This window comes from Streptomyces sp. NPDC006624, from assembly GCF_040611555.1.
Classification (GTDB): Bacteria; Actinomycetota; Actinomycetes; order Streptomycetales; family Streptomycetaceae; genus Streptomyces.
This window is the reverse complement of the sequence record NZ_JBEXOM010000003.1, coordinates 208,195-225,721: the sequence shown is the minus strand read 5'-3', so window position 1 is coordinate 225,721 and position 17,527 is coordinate 208,195. Positions and strand designations below refer to the sequence as shown.

16 protein-coding genes are annotated in these 17,527 nt (G+C 73.1%); 11 read left to right on the top strand and 5 right to left on the bottom strand.

The window, feature by feature from the left end; genetic code table 11:
- Positions 1–282 precede the first annotated feature (282 nt).
- The 3 genes from ABZY20_RS07435 to ABZY20_RS07425 are packed head-to-tail and all read left to right on the top strand — an operon-like array spanning position 283 to position 2,839.
- The gene (locus ABZY20_RS07435) at positions 283–768 is read left to right on the top strand and encodes a sigma-70 family RNA polymerase sigma factor (RefSeq protein WP_356437910.1); all 486 of its coding nucleotides are present in this window, start codon (positions 283–285) and stop codon (positions 766–768) included.
- A gap of 29 nt (positions 769–797) precedes the next feature.
- Positions 798–1,475, top strand: coding sequence for a response regulator transcription factor (locus tag ABZY20_RS07430; protein ID WP_356437908.1), 678 nt, complete (start codon positions 798–800; stop codon positions 1,473–1,475).
- Positions 1,472–2,839, top strand: coding sequence for a HAMP domain-containing sensor histidine kinase (locus tag ABZY20_RS07425; RefSeq protein ID WP_356437906.1), 1,368 nt, complete (start codon positions 1,472–1,474; stop codon positions 2,837–2,839). Before ABZY20_RS07430 ends, ABZY20_RS07425 begins: the two co-directional genes overlap by 4 nt.
- Positions 2,840–3,141: 302 nt before the next feature.
- Here ABZY20_RS07425 and ABZY20_RS07420 read toward each other — a convergent pair whose 3' ends face one another.
- Positions 3,142–3,732 (bottom strand): peptidoglycan-binding domain-containing protein, encoded by a 591-nt coding sequence (locus ABZY20_RS07420; RefSeq protein WP_356437904.1) that lies wholly within the window; start codon positions 3,730–3,732, stop codon positions 3,142–3,144.
- A 316-nt stretch (positions 3,733–4,048) separates the two neighbouring features.
- On the opposite strand from ABZY20_RS07420, the gene ABZY20_RS07415 reads away from it, so the two are divergent.
- Complete coding sequence (locus tag ABZY20_RS07415) at positions 4,049–5,026, top strand: hypothetical protein (protein WP_356437902.1); 978 nt, start codon at positions 4,049–4,051, stop codon at positions 5,024–5,026.
- Positions 5,027–5,297: 271 nt separating this feature from the next.
- Here ABZY20_RS07415 and ABZY20_RS07410 read toward each other — a convergent pair whose 3' ends face one another.
- Entirely contained in the window at positions 5,298–6,536 is a 1,239-nt protein-coding gene (locus ABZY20_RS07410; RefSeq protein ID WP_356437900.1) for an MFS transporter, read from the bottom strand.
- Positions 6,537–6,753: 217 nt separating this feature from the next.
- Positions 6,754–7,683, bottom strand: coding sequence for a LysR family transcriptional regulator (locus ABZY20_RS07405; RefSeq protein WP_356437897.1), 930 nt, complete (start codon positions 7,681–7,683; stop codon positions 6,754–6,756).
- Positions 7,684–7,808: 125 nt separating this feature from the next.
- On the opposite strand from ABZY20_RS07405, the gene ABZY20_RS07400 reads away from it, so the two are divergent.
- From ABZY20_RS07400 to ABZY20_RS07370, 7 genes are read left to right on the top strand one after another with little or no spacing between them, the layout of a single operon-like run.
- Positions 7,809–8,810 (top strand): fumarylacetoacetate hydrolase family protein, encoded by a 1,002-nt coding sequence (locus ABZY20_RS07400; RefSeq protein ID WP_356437894.1) that lies wholly within the window; start codon positions 7,809–7,811, stop codon positions 8,808–8,810.
- Positions 8,807–9,769 (top strand): cyclase family protein, encoded by a 963-nt coding sequence (locus ABZY20_RS07395; RefSeq protein ID WP_356437892.1) that lies wholly within the window; start codon positions 8,807–8,809, stop codon positions 9,767–9,769. The genes ABZY20_RS07400 and ABZY20_RS07395 overlap by 4 nt, the downstream gene beginning before the upstream one ends.
- A 23-nt stretch (positions 9,770–9,792) precedes the next feature.
- The gene (locus tag ABZY20_RS07390; protein WP_356437890.1) at positions 9,793–10,923 is read left to right on the top strand and encodes an FAD-dependent oxidoreductase; all 1,131 of its coding nucleotides are present in this window, start codon (positions 9,793–9,795) and stop codon (positions 10,921–10,923) included.
- Positions 10,920–11,927: an amidohydrolase family protein gene (locus ABZY20_RS07385; protein ID WP_356437888.1), complete on the top strand. Its 1,008-nt coding sequence runs from the start codon at positions 10,920–10,922 to the stop codon at positions 11,925–11,927. The genes ABZY20_RS07390 and ABZY20_RS07385 overlap by 4 nt, the downstream gene beginning before the upstream one ends.
- Positions 11,924–12,862, top strand: a complete 939-nt coding sequence (locus ABZY20_RS07380) for a VOC family protein (protein ID WP_356437886.1) — start codon at positions 11,924–11,926, stop codon at positions 12,860–12,862. The genes ABZY20_RS07385 and ABZY20_RS07380 overlap by 4 nt, the downstream gene beginning before the upstream one ends.
- Before the next feature lie 30 nt (positions 12,863–12,892).
- Positions 12,893–13,864 (top strand): fumarylacetoacetate hydrolase family protein, encoded by a 972-nt coding sequence (locus ABZY20_RS07375; protein WP_356437884.1) that lies wholly within the window; start codon positions 12,893–12,895, stop codon positions 13,862–13,864.
- Complete coding sequence (locus ABZY20_RS07370) at positions 13,861–14,613, top strand: SDR family oxidoreductase (RefSeq protein ID WP_356437881.1); 753 nt, start codon at positions 13,861–13,863, stop codon at positions 14,611–14,613. Before ABZY20_RS07375 ends, ABZY20_RS07370 begins: the two co-directional genes overlap by 4 nt.
- A 15-nt stretch (positions 14,614–14,628) precedes the next feature.
- On the opposite strand, the gene ABZY20_RS07365 is transcribed toward ABZY20_RS07370, so the two are convergent.
- Together ABZY20_RS07365 and ABZY20_RS07360 are read right to left on the bottom strand one after the other, a co-directional pair.
- Positions 14,629–14,958 (bottom strand): alpha-amylase, encoded by a 330-nt coding sequence (locus ABZY20_RS07365; RefSeq protein ID WP_356437879.1) that lies wholly within the window; start codon positions 14,956–14,958, stop codon positions 14,629–14,631.
- A gap of 457 nt (positions 14,959–15,415) precedes the next feature.
- A complete protein-coding gene (locus ABZY20_RS07360) occupies positions 15,416–17,128 on the bottom strand; it encodes a carbohydrate-binding module family 20 domain-containing protein (protein ID WP_356437876.1) in 1,713 nt (570 codons plus the stop codon).
- Positions 17,129–17,527 lie beyond the last annotated feature (399 nt).

Below are 17,527 nucleotides of genomic sequence, written 5' to 3'. Positions count from 1 at the left end.
GGGCGCTTGTGTTATCTCAGGGTTTTCTGAGCCGCAGCGGCGCGTTGACGTGCCCGGCAGGCATGGTGCCCGCCCGCTCCGGCCCGTAAGGATCTGCCTCGGACGACCACCGTCCGCATGGCCCCCCGCGGTGCCCGAGTGACACCTGACGCCTCGCCCACCGCGGAGGGCCACACCGGCCCGGCCCCCTCCGTCCCTTCAGCCCCCAGCGGAAGGGCCGGGCCGACATCACGGCATGAGGCGCTCTCCGGCGCCGGACGGAGCCGTACGTGAGGAGCATCGGTGAGCAAGACGGCGCAGTTCGAGGACTTCTATGCCAGCACCTTCCGGCGCGTCGCAGGGCACGTCCATCTGATGACCGGGGACGCCCACGTCGCCGAGGACTGCACACAGGAGGCCTTCACCCGGGCCGTACCCCGCTGGGAGCGCATCCGGTCCTACGACGTCCCGTACGCCTGGGTACGGCGCGTCGCCCACAATCTCGCCTGCTCCCGCATGCGCCAGGCCCAGCGTGCCAGGACCGCCCTGGTCCGCCTGGGCCCCGCCGCTCCTCAGCCGCCGGCCGACGAGCACCGCGTCGTGGTGGTGCAGAGCATGCGCGAACTCCCGTCCGCGTACCGCCAGGTGCTCGTCCTGCACCATCTGCTCGACCTGCCGGTCCGCGACGTCGCCGAGCACCTGGGCATCCCGGAGGCCACCGTCAAGACCCGGCTCGCGCGCGGCCGTCGGCGTCTCGCCGCGGCGCTGGAGGAGCGGAGACCCCTCTGACCGCGCGGCCTCTGCCCTACGGTGATCGCATGACCTCGGTTCTCATCGTCGAGGACGACATACTCGTCCGCGAAGCGCTCGCCCGTTCCCTGACGTCCGCGGGCTATCGCGTGACCCCGGTGGGCACGGCCATGGAGCTGATGCGCCGGCTCGTGCCGCCGTTCCCCGACCTGGTCGTCCTCGACCTGGGGCTGCCCGACCTCGACGGCGGCCAGGCGCTGAAGATGATGCGCGCCGTCAGCCGCATCCCGGTCATCGTCGCGACCGCGCGCAGTGACGAGTCGGACATCATCCGGCTGCTGCGCGACGGAGCCGACGACTACCTGGTCAAGCCGTTCTCCGGGGAACAACTCGCCGCGCGGGTACTGGCGGTGCTGCGCCGCTCGGGACAGGCACCGCCGGACACCCTGCGGGTCGGCGGCCTGGTCATCGACCTGACACAGCGTCAGGTCTGCCTGGACGGCGCGGCCGTCGACCTCAACCGCAGGGAGTTCGACCTGCTGGCCTACCTGGCGCGGCGTCAGGGCGCCGTCGTCACCCGCCGGGAGCTGCTGACCGAGGTGTGGCGTGGCTGCGACGTGTACGACCGCACCATCGACGTCCACGTCTACTGGCTCCGGCGGAAGCTGGCCGAGAGCGGCGGGGCCCGCGACTACGTGGAGACCGTCCGGGGCGTCGGCCTGAGACTGGTGGTGCCCGCGGCATGACCCTGCGCACCTGGCAACTGCGGCTCTCCCTGGGGATCGCGCTGCTCACCACCCTCGCCTTCGCCCTCCCGCTCGGGTACGCGGCACGGCAGCAGGCGGCCGACCGGGCGCAGCAGCGGTCGGAGCGCAGGGCCGCGGCCCTGGTGACGGTGCTCGCGGCCACCCGTGATCCGCGTGCGGTGCGCGCCGCCTGGCAGAGCACGGGAGCGGACGCGGCCTCGACGTGCGTGCGCGTCCCGGGATCCGCCGAGGTGGGACGCTGCCGGGCTCCCGGCAGCGCGCTGGGGCAGGCCTCCCGGGAGGGCCGGGCGGTGCGGACCCGCACCGCGGACGGCCAGGACGTGCTGCTGCTCCCGGTACGCCTGCCCGAGGGGCGCACCGCCTTCGTGGAGTCGCTGGTGCGCGAGACCGAGAGGACCGACGGCGTGGCCGCCGCGTGGGCGGTGCTGGCCGCCGCCGTCGCGGCGCTGACGCTGATCGCGGTCATGGGCGCGGACCTCATCTCGCGCCGGCTCGTGCGGTCGGCGGGCCAACTCGTGCGCGCGGCGGCCGCGGTCGGCCAGGGGGAGCTCGGGGTGCGCGTGCCGGTCGGCGGACCGCGGGAGGTGCGCAAGGTCGCCGCCGCCTTCAACACCATGACCGACCGGATAGCGGAACTGATGCAGTCGGAAAGGGAGTTCGCGGCGGACCTGTCGCACCGGCTGCGCACTCCGCTGACCGCCCTGAAGCTGGACCTGGACGCGGTCGAGGGACCGGCGGCGGACCGCCTGCGGGCCGCCGTGACCGCGCTGGACCAGCAGGTGACCCATCTGATCGGCCTGACGCGCAAGGGGTCCGCCGACGCCACGGCCGCGAGCGACCAGGCCACCGACCTCACCGCCGTGGTGGGCACCCGCATGGCCTTCTGGGCGACGCTGGCCCGCGCGCAGGGCAGAGACTGCGACGTCACGGTGGACCCGGCGCCCGTCGCCGTCGAGGTGGGCGAGGAAGAGGTCGTGGCGGCGCTGGACGCGCTGCTCGGCAACGTCTTCCGGCACACCCCGCCGGGCACCCGGTGCGAGGTGTACGCCGGACTGCTGGACGGCGTGCCCTCCCTGGTGGTCGAGGACGCGGGGCCGGGGATCCCCGCCCTGGAGGCGGCCTCGGTCCGCGGGCACAGCGGAGGAGCGTCGAGCGGCCTCGGCCTGGACATCGCCGCGCGGGTGGCCGAGGAGGCGGGGGGCCGTCTGCTGATCGGCAGGAGCCGCCACGGCGGGGCACAGCTGCTCCTGCGGCTGGGCGGCGACCGGCCGGGCCGAGCACGGGGACCGGGGACGCGGGGCGTCCCGGAGAGCACGTCACCGGCTGCGGACGCGGCCCCCTGACGCGCACGCGCGGCCCGCCGGTCCCCGCAACACCCATGAACGGCGAGCGAGCAACCCGGCCCCACCCACGAGACGGGCACGCCGAACGGACCCGAGGACGCGTCACCGGCTGCGGACGCGGCCTCCTGGCGTACCCACGCAGCCCACCGGTCCCAGCAACACCCCTGAACGGCGAGCAGCCCGGCCCCACCCACGAGACGAGGGTCCCGGACAGACCCGAGGACGCGTCACCACCTTTGGACGCGGGACCTACTGACGCACCCACGCAGCCCGTCGGTCCCCGCAGTACCGCTGGCGTACCGTCAGGTTTCGCGTTCCAGGGCCGACCGGGTGTCCGGGCCGTACACGCCGGGCGGGTCCGTCCGAATGCCCCTCAGGGCCTGGTAGTTCTGCACGGCCGCCTCGGTGGGCTGGCCGAACACCCCGTCGACCGGTGCCGTGTCGACACCGGCTTCCCGCAACCTGCGCTGCAGGTCGAGCACTTCACGCCCCTGGTCACCGCGGGCCAGGACGACGGCGCCGTCGCCGGTCGATCCGTCCGGCTCCAGGCCGCCGTTCCCGGGCGGCGTCGGGGACGGGGCGCCCGACGGTGAGGCCGGTGGCTGCGAGGGTGGTGCGGACGAGGGTGAAGGGGGCGGGTTCTCCGGCGTGTTCGTCCCTGCCTCGCCCGGCGGGGAGGCGCCGCCCGGCGGAGCGGTCCCGGTCGCCGCCGAGGCGGCGGGTGGCAGGAGCACCGGCGGCTCGAAGGGATCGACCGGCCGCGCGAACAGGTGCACCAGCGCGGCGGTGAGCAGGGCGAGCACCCCGACGGCCGCGGCGACCCAGGCGCGGTTCCCACTCCACCACCGTCGTGCACCGGCCTCGTGAGACCGGCTTCGCCGGTGCTGTGTCATCGGCGGTCCCCTCCCCCTGGACGAACTCGTTCATCCCCCGGCGACCCCTGCGTGAACGGGTCCTCGCGCCGGTGCTCCGCCCCGGTCCGCGCACGCCTCTTCACACCCTCTCGCGACGGTCGCACACCGCCGCGGCCCCGGCCGGGTCGGGCCGAGTCTAATCCGCGGTGCCGCGGCCGGTCCGGTGATCCACGGACTGCTCTCCCGCCCGAGTCCAAGCCGGACGAAACCCGACCGGGCCGTGCGGAGTGTCTCCCGCGAAGGGCGCCGGCGGAACGGGCGCCCGTACGACTCCCGACCATCGAAGAGGTGTCCCGTGGCACGACACACCCGCAACTCCCGTCGCCGGCTGAAGACGGCCGGCGCGGCCGCGGCGGCGGCCGGCTTCATCGCCGCCGGCTCCGTCGCTCTGGCCGGCACGCCGCAGCAGCAGGCGGCCGACGGCCCCGAGGTCGTCGGCGGGGTCGCGACCTTCCACTCCGACGCGACCATCGGGCGCCTGTCCGTGCCGTCGTCCTGGAAGAAGATCGTCATCGGCGAGGGCGTCACCCTGCGCGGCAACTTCCTGATCCCGGCCGACCGCACCACCGCGCTGACCATCCAGGGCGAGGACGCAGAGACGTCCCGGCTGGTCGGCGACGGCGGCCATGTGAAGGACACGGACTTCGCGGCCGTCTCCACCGAAGCGAGGATGGACCTGACGCTGCGGACCTTCACGTCGCTGAACCCCCGCCACTTCCACATCATCGCCAAGAGGGCGAAGGTGCTGGCCTCCGGGATCCGTGTCATCGACGACCGGGACGAGTACCACAACAACTCCGACGGTTTCGGCGGCGGCGACGGCTCGGTGATCGAGAACTCCTACTTCGACACCTGGGACGACACGTTCAAGCTGTACAACGGCGAGCTGACCGTGCGGAACACCACCGTTCTGCACAACGCCAACGGGGCGCCGGTCCAGATGGCGTGGGGCGACTACGGCGAGGGCACCCTCGTCGCGGACGGGCTCAAGGTCGTCTCCCACTCGAAGAACCACTACAACCAGGGCCTGTTCTCCTGGGCCGGCGGCACGAAGCCCGACAGCCGGGCCGTTCAGCTGACGGGCCGGGGCCTGATCCGGAGCACCGCCCCGGGCATGCGCACCGCGCCCCTGTACGTCTGGAAGGACGGCGTGCGCAACAAGACGATCACCGTGCGGGGCGGAGTGTGCTCCGTGCTGCGCAGCACCGCCGCCAACACCGTCTTCGAGGAAGGCGCGCGCAACAACACGGTCCGGGTCACGGACTGCGCCTGACGTCGTGCCCGGTGGGGCCGTTGCGGGGATCCGCCCGCAACGGCCCTAGGAGGCCCAGCTGAAGGACCGCCGGTCGGCCCGCGCGCGGTCCCCGCCGTCGCAGTTCGGCGAGGGGCAGGTGCGCTCCTTGGGGGCCGACCGGTGGACGGTCGGACGCTTGCCTTCGACGTCGACCGCGTAGAGAGCCGAGGCCGCCTGGTCGGGCAGTCCCGGAGTGGTGCTGACGGCGATGCCCGCCGCCGAGGCGGCGGCACGGGCCGCGCGGACGGCGTCAGGGTTGTTCGGGAGCGGGCTGCGGCAGCGCCACCGCGGCCCGGCGGGTCAGCGGCAGCAGTACGCCCGCGAGCAGCAGGGTGACCAGCCCGAGCGCGGCGACGGCCGTGGCCAGACCTCCGAGGGGTCCCTGTCCGCCGAGGAGGACCAGGGGGCACACGAACTCGCCCAGGAAGAACGCCGACGTCCACAGCCCGGTGCCGCGCCCCCGGTCGGCGAAGTCGAGCCGGGACATGGCCAGGGTCAGCAGGGACGGCAGCAGCAGCCCGGTGCCGACGCAGTTGACCACGGCACCGGCGACCAGCAGGGGCGCGCTGCCGGCGAGTCCCATCAGGAGGAATCCGGCGCCGCACAGCAGGAGCACGGCGGGGAGCCGGCGGCGCGGACTGCCGGTGAGCCGGGTGAACAGGACGGAACCGGCGACGGTGGCCGCGCTGGCGATCGCGGTGGCGGCGCCGATGACGCCGGTGGAGCCGACGCCCAGGTCGTCGAGGAGGTAGGACATCTCCACGGGCACGGTGTAGAAGACGACGGCGCCGAACACCGTCAGCAGGCAGATGCCGGCCATCCGGCGCAGGGGGACCGGGCGGCGCTCCGTCGCGGCGCCGGGCCGCTCGGCTCCGGCCGCCGGACGCGGGTCCGGCAGTGCCCTGGCCATGGCGAGGGCGAGCAGCAGCCCGACCGCGTACAGCCAGAAGGGGGCGCGCCAGCCCGCCGCCCCCAGGGCACCGCCGGCCACGAAGAACACCGTGGCGGACGCCGACGCGCACATCGTCTGCAGGGCGAGGTACCGGTCGCGGACCCGGCCCGTGTAGTAGTCGCCGATCAGTGTGGTGCAGGCGGTCATGACGGCCGCCTCGGCGATCCCCACGAGGATCCGGCTGGCCAGGATGGCGTGCAGCGAGTCCAGCCACAGCGGAGCCGTGCCGAACAGCGCGTACAGGACCGTCGCCACGACCAGCAGCCGCTTGCGGCCGAGCCGGTCGACGACGGCGCCCGCGAAGGGGGCGAGCAGGGCGAGGGACAGCGCGGGGACGGTGAGCACGAGGGGGACCAGCGCCGCGCTGCCGGGAACGCCCGCGAAGTGGTCCTGCATACGCGGCAGGACCGGGGCGAGCAGGACGGCGCCGAGGACGGGCAGGCAGCTGCCGGCCATCAGCAGGACGGCGGGCAGCCGGCCCGGCACCGACGGGAGGCCGGTCCGGTCGGGGGCGGGCGGGGAGGCGGGAGCGGGCATGGCGGCACTCCGGGGCGCGAAAGGGAAGGGGTGACACCGCACGGCGGGCGGGCCCTCCGGTGAGGGAGCCGGCACAGGGGCGTGTGGCGTGCCATGACTATGCGTTCCCGGCGCGGGCACGGGCACCCCCGGCGTCATCGGTATTCCGGATGCCGTCCATCCAGCGCCTCGATACCCGCGGGGACGGCGGCGCGGGCCGCCCCCGCACACCGCCCGGTCAGGGCGCGTCGGGTTCCCGGTCCACGCCGGCCATGCGCCTGCCGACCCTGGCGGCGGTCTCGCGCAGCCAGATGTGGGCGGCGTCGTGCGTGTGCACCGGATGCCACCACAGCGCTTCCCGCAGCGGTACGGCCTCGTACGGCGGCTCCACCACCCGGACGGCGGCCAGGGGTGCCAGCAGGCGGGCGAGGCGGGCCTGCGCCAGGGCGATCCGGCGCGTGCCGGCGACCATCAGGGGCAGCAGGTGGAAGCTGTCCACGGAGACCTCGACGCGTGGCTCGACGCCGAGCATGCCGAGCTGGCGCACGGCGGGCGCGTCGTAGGTCCGCTGGTAGACGACCCAGGGCAGGCGGGCCAGGTCCTGCCGGGTGAGGTGGTCCTCGACGCTGGGGTGGTCCTCCGAGACGAGGAAGACCCAGCGGTCGTCGTAGAGGTCGGTGGCGGGGAAGCCGCTGATGACGCCGTGCGGCATGAGGAGGCCGTCGGTGGCGCTCAGCAGGGTGGCGGTGTCCTCGGTGACGTGGGGCGGGGTCTGGGTGAGGCGCAGCCGGATGCCGGGGGCCTCCTCGTGCACGGCGCGGGCGAGTTCGGCGCCGAAGACGGCGACCGCGTAGTCCGAGGCCAGCAGCTTGAACTCGCGTTCCTCGCTGGCCGGGTCGAAGTCCGCCTGGCTCGCGAAGAGGCGTTCCAGGACGTCGTGCGCGGTGGTGGTGCGGTCGAGCAGGACCTGGCCCAGGGCGGTCAGTTCGTAGTGGCCGCCGACGCGGGCGAGCAGGTCGTCGTCGAAGTGCCGGCGCAGCCGGGCCAGGGCGGCGCTCATGGCGGGCTGGCTGAGCCCGACGCGCTGCCCGGCGCGGGTCACGTTGCGCTCCTCCAGCAGGGCGCGCAGGGCGACGACCAGGTTGAGATCGAGACGGGCCAGGTTCACGGGGGCTCCCTCGCGGTGCGGCATCGGAACCAACGATAAACCCGGTGGATATCAGTCATCCACAGAATCTATTTCCCTGATCATCAGTGCCGGGTCCAGAGTGGTCGCACCGCACTCAGGAGGACATGTCCGTGAAACCTGAACCCACCTCCCCGCTGTTCGCCGGGCCGTTCGCCCTCGCCACCCTCTCCGCCCCCGGCGGGCCCGCCTTCCCCGCCCTCGTGACGTCCGACAGCCGGGTGACCGACCTCCGGGCGGCCCTGTCCGACGGCACGCTGACGATCCGGGGACTGCTGGACGACTGGGAGTCGGTCCTGCCGCGTCTGCGGGACCTGGCCGCCGACCGGACCGTGGAACGCCGTCCGCTGGACGGCCTGCGCGTGCACGCGCCCGTCGAGCCGCGCCAGGTGTTCCAGTCCGGCGCGAACTACCGGCAGCACGTGATCGACCTGCACGTGGCCCACCGCGCCCCCGGCGACGACCGGCCCGAGGAGGAGCGGCGCGCCGAGGCGGCGGAGATCATGGACCGCCGGGCGGCCGAGGACCTGCCGTACGTCTTCATCGGCCTGCCGAGCGCGATCACCGGCCCGTACGACGACGTCGTCCTGCCCGCCTGGGCCGAGAAGCCCGACTGGGAACTGGAGTTGGCCGTCGTGATCGGGCGTCCCGCCCACCGGGTCGGCGTGGCGGAGGCCGCGGACTGCATCGCGGGGTACACCATCGCCAACGACCTCACCGACCGGGCGACCGTCTTCCGCCGGGACATGCCGGCCATCGGCACCGACTGGCTGCGCAGCAAGAACGCCCCCGGTTTCACCCCGCTCGGCCCGTGGCTCGTGCCCGCCGAGTCGATCGCGCACCCCGGCGACCTGCGTGTCACGCTCAAGCTCAACGGCGAGACCATGCAGGACGAGTCCACCAAGGACATGGTCTTCGACGCCGCCCGCGTGGTGGCGTACGCCTCCCGGACCGCCCGGCTGCTGCCCGGCGACCTTGTGCTGACCGGCAGCCCGGCGGGCAACGGCATGCACTGGGGCCGGCTGCTGCGCGACGGCGACGTCATGGAGGGTTCGGTCACCGGGCTGGGTGTGCAGCGCACCCGGTGTGTGGCGGAGGCGACGCCGTGACCCCGGACCCGCACGACCCCGAGGGCGCGATCGCCGAGGCCGCCGAGCAGTGCTCCAACTGGGGCCGCTGGGGCGGGGACGACGTGCTCGGCACCCTCAACTTCCTCGACGCGGCCAAGCGCAGGGAAGGCGCGGCGCTGATACGCCGGGGCGTGAGCTTCTCGCTGTCGCAGCGCTTCGACATGGACGGCCCGCAGAAGGGCTGGCGGCGGCGGACGAACCCCGTGCACACCATGCTGGACACCGGCACCGACGCGGCGCTCGGCAACCAGGGCTTCCCGCACGGCATCGGCGGCGCCGACGACGTGATCAGCATGCCGCTGCAGTGCTCGACCCAGTGGGACGGGCTCGGCCACATCTTCGACCACGGCCGGGCGTGGAACGGCAGGGCGGCCGAGAAGGTCGTCACCTCCGACGGCGACCTGGTCACCGGCATCGAGCACATGGCGTCCCAGGTCGCCGGGCGCGGTGTGCTGCTGGACGTGGGCCGGGTCGTCGGGACCGGCGGCGAACTGCCGGACGGCTTCGCGATCACCGAGGAACACCTGACCGCCACCGCCGCCGCCCAGGGCGTGGAGGTCGGGCGGGGCGACATCGTCCTGGTGCGCACCGGTCAGCTCGCCCGGGTCCGGCGCGACGGCTGGGGCGACTACGCCGGCGGCCCCGCACCCGGTCTGTCGTTCACCACCGCGGGCTGGCTGCACCGCACCGAGATCGCCGCGATCGCCACGGACACCTGGGGCTTCGAGGTGCGGCCCAACGAGTTCGAGCACGCCTTCCAGCCCCTGCACCAGGTGGTCATCCCGCACATCGGCCTGCTGATCGGCGAGATGTGGGACCTGGAGGCGCTCGCGGAGGACTGCGCGGCCGACGGCGCGTACGCGTTCTGGCTCACCGCCGCGCCCCTGCCCATCACCGGCGCCGTCGGCTCCCCGGTCAATCCGGTCGCCGTCAAGTAACCAGCGGAGCAAGGGAGTCACCCATGAGCACATCCCCTACCGTCCTCGTCGTCGGCGGCGGCGCGGCCGGCAACGCCGTGACGGTCCTGCTGCGCCGGGCCGGTGTCGCCGTCGACCTGATCGAGGCCGAGGACGACTGGAACGCCACCGCGGGCTCCGGCATAACCCTCCAGGGCAACGCCCTGCGCGTGCTGCGCGAACTCGGCGTGTGGGAGCGGGTACGGGAGTCCGGCTACGGTTTCGGCTCGGTCGGCATCACCGCACCCGACGGCACCGTCCTGCACGTCGCCCGGGACATCCGCACCGGCGGCGACGACCTGCCCGCCACCGTGGGCATGCAGCGGCCCCGGCTGCAGCGGATCCTGATCGACGCGGTCCGCGAAAGCGGCGCCACGGTGCGGCTGGGCACGCGGGCGGAGTCGTTCGACCAGGACGGCGACGGGGTGACGGTCCGCTTCGGCGACGGCACCGAGGGCCGCTACGACCTGGTGGTCGCCGCCGACGGGCTGGGCTCCGCCACCCGGGCGGCGATCGGCGTCACCGACAAGCCGGAGCCGACCGGCATGGGCATCTGGCGCGTCGCCACGCCCCGCCCCGCCGGCGTGACCCGCACGGACCTCGCCTACGGCGGCCCGGCCTACATCGCCGGGTACTGCCCCACCAGCGACACCACCCTCTACGCGTACGTCGTCGAGGCCAAGCGCGACCGGGCGTCCATCCCGCCGGAGACCTACGCCGACGAGATGCGCCGCCTGGCGTCCGCCTACGGCGGCTGCTGGCCGGAGATCACCGCGCACATCACCGACCCGGCGACGGTCAACTACACCTGGTTCGACCGCCTGCTGGTGGAGGGGGCGTGGCACCGCGGCCGCGTGGTCCTCGCCGGGGACGCCGCGCACTGCTGCCCGCCCACCCTCGCCCAGGGCGCGGCGATGTCCCTGGAGGACGCCTGGGTGCTGGCCGAACTGCTCACGAGCGGCCGCGCGTGGGACGAGGCGCTGTTCCGGGCCTACTACGAGCGCCGCATGCCGCGCGTGCGGGCGGTGGTGGAGGCGTCCGTGCAGCTCGGGCAGTGGCAGCTCGACGGGGTGCGCGACGCCGACGTCCCGGGGCTGATCGGCCGCACCATGACGATGCTGAGGGAACTGCCGTGACCGCGACACCCACCGTGGACGTGCACGCGCACGTCCTGCTGCCCGAGGTCGACGCCCTGGTGGCCGGTCTGCCGGGACTGGCCGGGGCGAAGGCGCTGGACGCCCGCCGCAACGGCCCGGCGGCCCTCGCCGTCAACGGTCCCATGGTCGGCGAGCGCCTCCCGAAGCTGACCGACCCGGCCGTACGGCTGGCCGCGATGGACGCCCAGGGGGTGGACGTGCAGCTGGTCAGCCCCTCCCCCTCGCACTACCACTACTGGACCGGCGCCGGGACGTCCGAGAAGGTGTACCGCCTCGCCAACGAGGCGACGGCCGCGCACTGTTCGGCCGCCCCGGACCGGCTCAAAGGTCTCGGGCTGGTGCCCCTGCACCAGCCCGGCCAGGCCGTCGACGCGCTGCAACACGCCCTGGACCAAGGGCTGCTGGGCGTGGAGATCTCCAGCCACGCCCCGGGACGCGAACTGTCCGACCCGGCGTACGAGCCCTTCTGGACGCGGGCCGCGCAGACGGGTGCGATCGTCTTCCTGCACCCCTTCGGATGCACGCTGGAGGAGCGCCTGGACCGGTGGTACCTGTCCAACACCGTCGGCCAGCCCACCGAGAACGCCGTCGCGCTGTCGCACCTGATCTTCTCCGGGGTGCTCGACCGGCACCCGGGTCTGCGGCTGATCGCCGCGCACGGCGGCGGCTACCTGCCCACCCACATAGGCCGCGCGGACCACGCCTGGTCGGCCCGCCGCGACGCCCGGGCCGACTGCGCGCACCCGCCGAGCAGTTACCTCAAGCGCGTCTACTTCGACTCCCTGGTCCACGACCCGCACGTCCTTCGGGAACTGGTCCGGGCCGCCGGAGCCGACCGGGTGCTGCTCGGCTCCGACTTCCCCTTCGACATGGGCACCGAGGACCCCGTGGGCGCACTGCGGGCGGCCCGCCTGCCCGACGCCGACTTCCACGCCGTACGCGGCGGCAACGCCGCCGCCCTCCTCACCAAGGAGTCATCATGAGCCGCCGTCTGCTCACCCACCTGCGGCACGTCGACCTCGCCGTGCCCGACTACGACAAGCAACTCGACTTCTACGCCGGTGTCTGGGGCCTGACCAAGGTCGCGGAGGACTCCGGCATCTCCTTCCTCGCCGCCGAGGGCTCCCCCGAGCAGTACGTGATCCGGCTGCGCAAGGCGGAGGAGAAGCGCCTCGACCTCGTCTCCTACGGCGCCGCGAGCCGGGCGGACGTCGACACCCTCGCCGAGGAACTGCTCGCCGCAGGAGTGCGGTTGATCAGCAGGCCGGGCCAGGTCGGCACCCCCGGCGGCGGCTACGGCTTCCGCTTCTTCGACGTCGACGGCCGCACCGTCGAGGTCTCCGCCGACGTGGCGGTGCGGCAGCACCGCAAGATCGAGGAGAAGGAGTCGATCCCGGTCAAGCTGTCCCACGTCGTCCTCAACTCCCCCGACCTGAACCGCACACGGGAGTGGTACGAGCGGCACCTCGGTTTCGCGCTGTCCGACACCCTCAGCTCTCCGCACATGGGCGAGGTCATGCACTTCATGCGGATCAGCAACCAGCACCACTCGATGGCCCTGGCAAAGGGCCCGCACACCTCCCTGCACCACGTGTCCTTCGAGATGCGCGGCCTCGACGAGTACATGCGCGGCTCCGGCCGGGTGATGCGGGCGGGCTTCCGGAAGATCTGGGGGCCGGGCCGGCACATGGCGGGCGACAACACCTTCACGTACTTCCTCGACCCGCACGGCAACACCGTCGAGTACACCACCGAGCTGGAGTGCCTGGACGAGGACACCTGGCACCCCCACGTCTACGACTTCTCCCGGCCCGAGGTCACCGACCAGTGGGGCACCGCCAACCCGATGAACGAGCTCGTCGCCAAGGAGTCGTTCAACGACCCCGACCGCGGCGTCTTCGTCGCCCCGCCCGTCTGACCCCGGCCCCGCTCCCCCAGGAGTAGTCCCATGCGCTTCGCCGCGTACGAGCACCAGCACCGCCACCGGGTGGCCGTCGTGGAGGACGACGGCACCCTCCTCCCCCTGCCCGGCGTCACCTCGCTCACCGCCCTGCTCGCGGAGACCGGCGGTCTGCCGGGACTGCTCGCCGCCGGTGCCGCCGCCCTCGACGTGCCCCCCGGTCCCCATGTCTCCGGGGTACGGCTGCTGCCACCGCTCCGGCCGGCCTCGATCAGGGACTTCGTCACCTTCGAGGAACACGTCGAGGGCGTCCGCCGGTCCGTCGACGGCGCCGCGGGCGTCCCCGGGCAGTGGTACGCCGCCCCGACCTTCTACTTCACCAACCCGCACGCCGTGTACGGCCCGCACGACGACGTGCCGGTGCCGCCCGGCTCGGCGGCCTTCGACTTCGAGCTGGAGGTCGCCGCCGTCATCGGCCGCGAGGGCCGCGACCTCACGCCCGAGCGGGCCCGCGACCACATCGCCGGCTACACCGTCCTCAACGACTGGTCGGCCCGCGACCTGCAGTCCGCCGAGATGAGGGTGGGTCTCGGCCCCTGCAAGGGCAAGGACACCGCCACCACACTCGGCCCGTACCTGGTCACCGCCGACGAGCTGGAGCCGTACCGCGACGAGGAGGGCTTCCTGCGCCTCGCGCTCACCGCCGAGGTCAACGGCGAGATCGTCGGCGAGGACCTGCTGTCCCACATGAGCTGGACGTTCGAGGAGATGACCGCCTACGCCTCCCGCGGCACCCGGGTCGTGCCCGGCGACGTCCTCGGCTCGGGCACCTGCGGCAACGGAGGCTGCCTCGCGGAACTGTGGGGCCGGCGCGGCGAGCAGATCCCGCCGCCGCTGCGGCCCGGCGACACCGTCACGCTCACGGTGGAGGGCCTCGGGACGGTGTCCGGCACGGTCGTCCCGGGCTCCGATCCGGTGCCGCTTCCGGCCGGCCGGCGCCGCGAGAGGAAGCGGCCGTGAGCACGCCCCGCCCCGGCAGGCTCCTCGGCCGGGTCGTGGTCGTCACCGGCGCGGCCCGCGGCCAGGGGGCCGCCGGGGCCGAGGCGCTCAGCCGGCAGGGGGCGCGGGTGATCGCCACCGACGTGCGGCCCGAGGGCGACTGCCGCCGGCTCGACGTCACCAGCGAGGAGGAGTGGGCCGGCCTCGCCGCCGAGCTGAAGGAGGCGTACGGGCGGATCCACGGCCTGGTCAACAACGCGGGCGTCACCTGGCGGGCGCGGCTCGGCGACGTACGGCCTGAGGACTTCGACCGGGTCCACGCGGTCAACGTCACCGGCCCCCTGCTCGGCATCCAGCACCTCGCCCCGCTGATGCCGCCCGGCTCCTCGATCGTCAACGTCGGCTCCTCGGCCGCGCTCACCGCCCACTACCCGGTCGCCTACACGGCCAGCAAGTGGGGGCTGCGGGGGCTGTCGAGGGCCGCCGCGCTGGAACTCGGACCGCGCGGGATCCGGGTGAACACCGTCCACCCCGGCTACATCGAGACCGAGATGACCGCCTCCGCCGCCCCGGCGTTCCGCGCGGCCAACATCCGCGAGACCCCGCTGGGCCGCACCGGGACCGTCGACGAGGTGACCCCGCTCGTCGTCTTCCTGCTGTCGCAGGAGTCGTCGTTCATCACGGGCGCCGAGATCCCCGTCGACGGCGGGCTCACCGCGCACGGGGGCGTGAAGTCCGTGTCCGACGCGCTGCGCCGGCAGACGCCGTGACGCGGAGCGGCCGGGTCAGGCGCCGTCACCGCCGTCGCACAGGACGACGCCCAGGACCTCGTTGCCCGAGGTCCCGTACCCCGGAAAGGTGATCAGCGCTCCGGGAGGCGCCACCCGGCAGGGGACGTCGTCGCCGTTGCGGTACACCACCTTCACCGTGTACGTGGCGGCGCAGTCGTTGCCGACGAACGTGTAGCGCCAGCTCGCGTTGACGTGCAGGCAGTCGGGGGCGGGGACCTGCTCTGCGGCAGCCTCCCGGGTCTCGGCGTGGGCCGCCGCACCGGGCGCCACCGTGGCCACAACGACCGCACACGCCATGACAGTTGAACGCACGAACCGCTTCATGGGACCGCTTCCCTTCACTTGGTGAACGAACGCGGCCAGCGTAAGCGGGGCCGGACCGGTCATGAAAGATTTTGCGGCACGTTTCAGAGACTTGCAGTGCTGATTTCAACGACCGGATACGCCCCATGCGGCCCACGAACAACCAGGTCAGCGCGCTGTGGCGCGTCGCGCGAGCGAAGTGGTCGCCATGACGGTCGTCGCGCGCGGGGGATCATCGGGGAAGGTTTCCTCCAGATGAAGCGGCTGGACTTACTCCTGCCACCGGCCCTGGCCGCCGTCGGGAATCGAAGGCGCGCCCGTGCCGGGTGAAGGGACCGCGAAGAGGCCAAAAGCAGTCGCCGCGGCTGGAGGCGGGCACAGCGGACCGCCCGGTTCACCCTCGTGGGGCGAACCGGGCGGCGATTCGGGCGGTGTTGCGGGCGCTATCCCGGGCGGTATCGCGGGGCGTGCTCCTGGTTCAGCCGCGCCAGGTGTCGCTCAGCGGCGTCCTGCCGTCGGCCGGGACGGTGGCGGTGCGGTTGGCTCCGCTCTCCCAAGTGACCTTGCCGGAGGCGTCCTTGCGGAGGAACTTGTACGCGAAGGAGGTGCCGGCCGGGAGGGCGACGTCGAGCTTCCAGACGGGGTAGGCCGCCGGGCCGAGCTTGAGCGCGTCGGCCGGGTTCCAGTCGCCGAGCGCCGACTTGTCGCCGGTGACGTAGATGTTCTCGCCCCAGGCGGTGGTGGCGTCGACGCTGAAGGAGGCGCCGGTGGCGGTGCCGGGGTCCTCGACCGGATTCCCGTCGCCGGGTGCGGGGCAACCGGTCGCCCCGGTGTGCAGCGCGAGCGCCGTGTCGGCGCCGAGCGTGGCGGTGAACCGCCCGGAGCCGTCCACGGTGACGGCCTTGCCGCTCTGGACGTCGCAGTAGGTGCCGGCCGGCAGCGACGTCTGGAAGGTGCGGCTGAGCGGGCCGGACTCGTGGTTGATCGCGACGTAGGCCTTGCTGCCGCGGCCGAAGGCGATGGCGTTGCTGCCGTTGTCCCACCAGTCGGTCACCGCGGCGCCGCCGGCGGTGTTGCGGAACCCGACCATGCCGGCGATCTCCCGCCAGGCGTGCTGGCACTTCCACCCGTCGGCGCCACAGGCGTTCACCTGGCCGCCGTTGGGCCCGCCCGCGTTGCTGTCGCTGAACGCGTAGCCGGAGTGGACGTCGGGCGAGCCGTAGGGCCAGGCCAGCATGAAGACGTGAGCAAGCATGTAGCGGGCGCCGTCCCTGTAGGTGAGCGTGGCGTCGTGGCGCTCGGTGTCGTGGTTGGTGACGAAGGTGGCGGCCTTGCCGCTGGGGACGTATCCCCAGGCCTCGCCGATGTTCTTCAGGCTCGCCAGCTTCTCCCCGGTGAAGATCCGCTTCAGGTCCCTGCCGTAGGAGAACTCCTGGACGTCGCCGGTGCCCGTGTACTGGCCGGGCTGCACGGCCTCGCCGGACGCCCCGATGGTCTCCTGCTTCCAGTAGGCGCCCGGGTCGGCGAGCCGGCCCTTGATGTCGGCCAGGTCGCCCGGCGGGATGTGCTTGGCCGCGTCGACGCGGAAGCCGTCCACGCCGAGGGAGAGCAGGTCGTTGAGGTACCCGGCGATCGTCTTGCGGACGTGCTCCTCACCGGTGTCCAGGTCGGGCAGACTCCCCAGTTCGCAGTGGTGGATGTTCCAGGCGTCCCCGTAGTCGCTGATGTCCCGCGTGCAGTCGTCCATGTCGGACGACGCGTACAGGCCGGGGTAGTCGTACTTGCTGAAGGAGGAGCCCGCGGTGCCGGTTCCGGAACTGTTGGCCATGTGGTTGACGACCGTGTCGACGACGACCTCGACGCCCGCTCCGTGGCAGGTGTCGATCATCTCCTTGAAGGCGGTCCGGTCGCCCAGCCTGGTGGAGATCTTGTAGCTGACGGGCTGGTACGCGGTCCACCACTGCGGTCCCTGGATCCGCTCGTTGGGCGGCGACACCTGCACGTACCCGTACCCGGCCGGCCCGAGATCCTCCCTGCAGGCCTTGGCCACGGAGGCGAAGTTCCACTCGAACAGCACGGCGGTGACGTCCTTGCCGCCCGGTGGGGCCGCCTGCGCGGTCCCCGGTGCCGTGACGACCACAGCGGCTCCCGCCACCAGGGCGAGTGCAGTGGCCACGGTCCTCTTGACCATCGTTCCTCCTGATCCACGTGATGCGGACGAGAGGCCTTCCCGCAGCAACGCGCCGTGCCCGACAGGCCAGTGGGGGGTACTTGCTGAAACGCTGCAGCAAGCCCTTGCGATCGAGACCGTACGAGCCCCTCCACGCCGGGTCAACCCTTCCCACCACGAGGCATGGCTCTTCCGGCGGAAAGCCCAACGTCACTGACAGGAAGGCGAATTGCAGTTGTGCAAGCTCTTTCGCAAGTGTTTCAGAGGTGTTAGTTTCAATCACCGTCCGGTCCGGCGGACCGGAGGCCCGGGGACCTCTCCGGGCCCACGCGCCCGGTCCGCCGGACTGGACTTCCACACCCCCGGGCGCACTCCGGAGCCCGACGGCGGAATCAGCCCATCACCGCCGGTCCCGGCGAT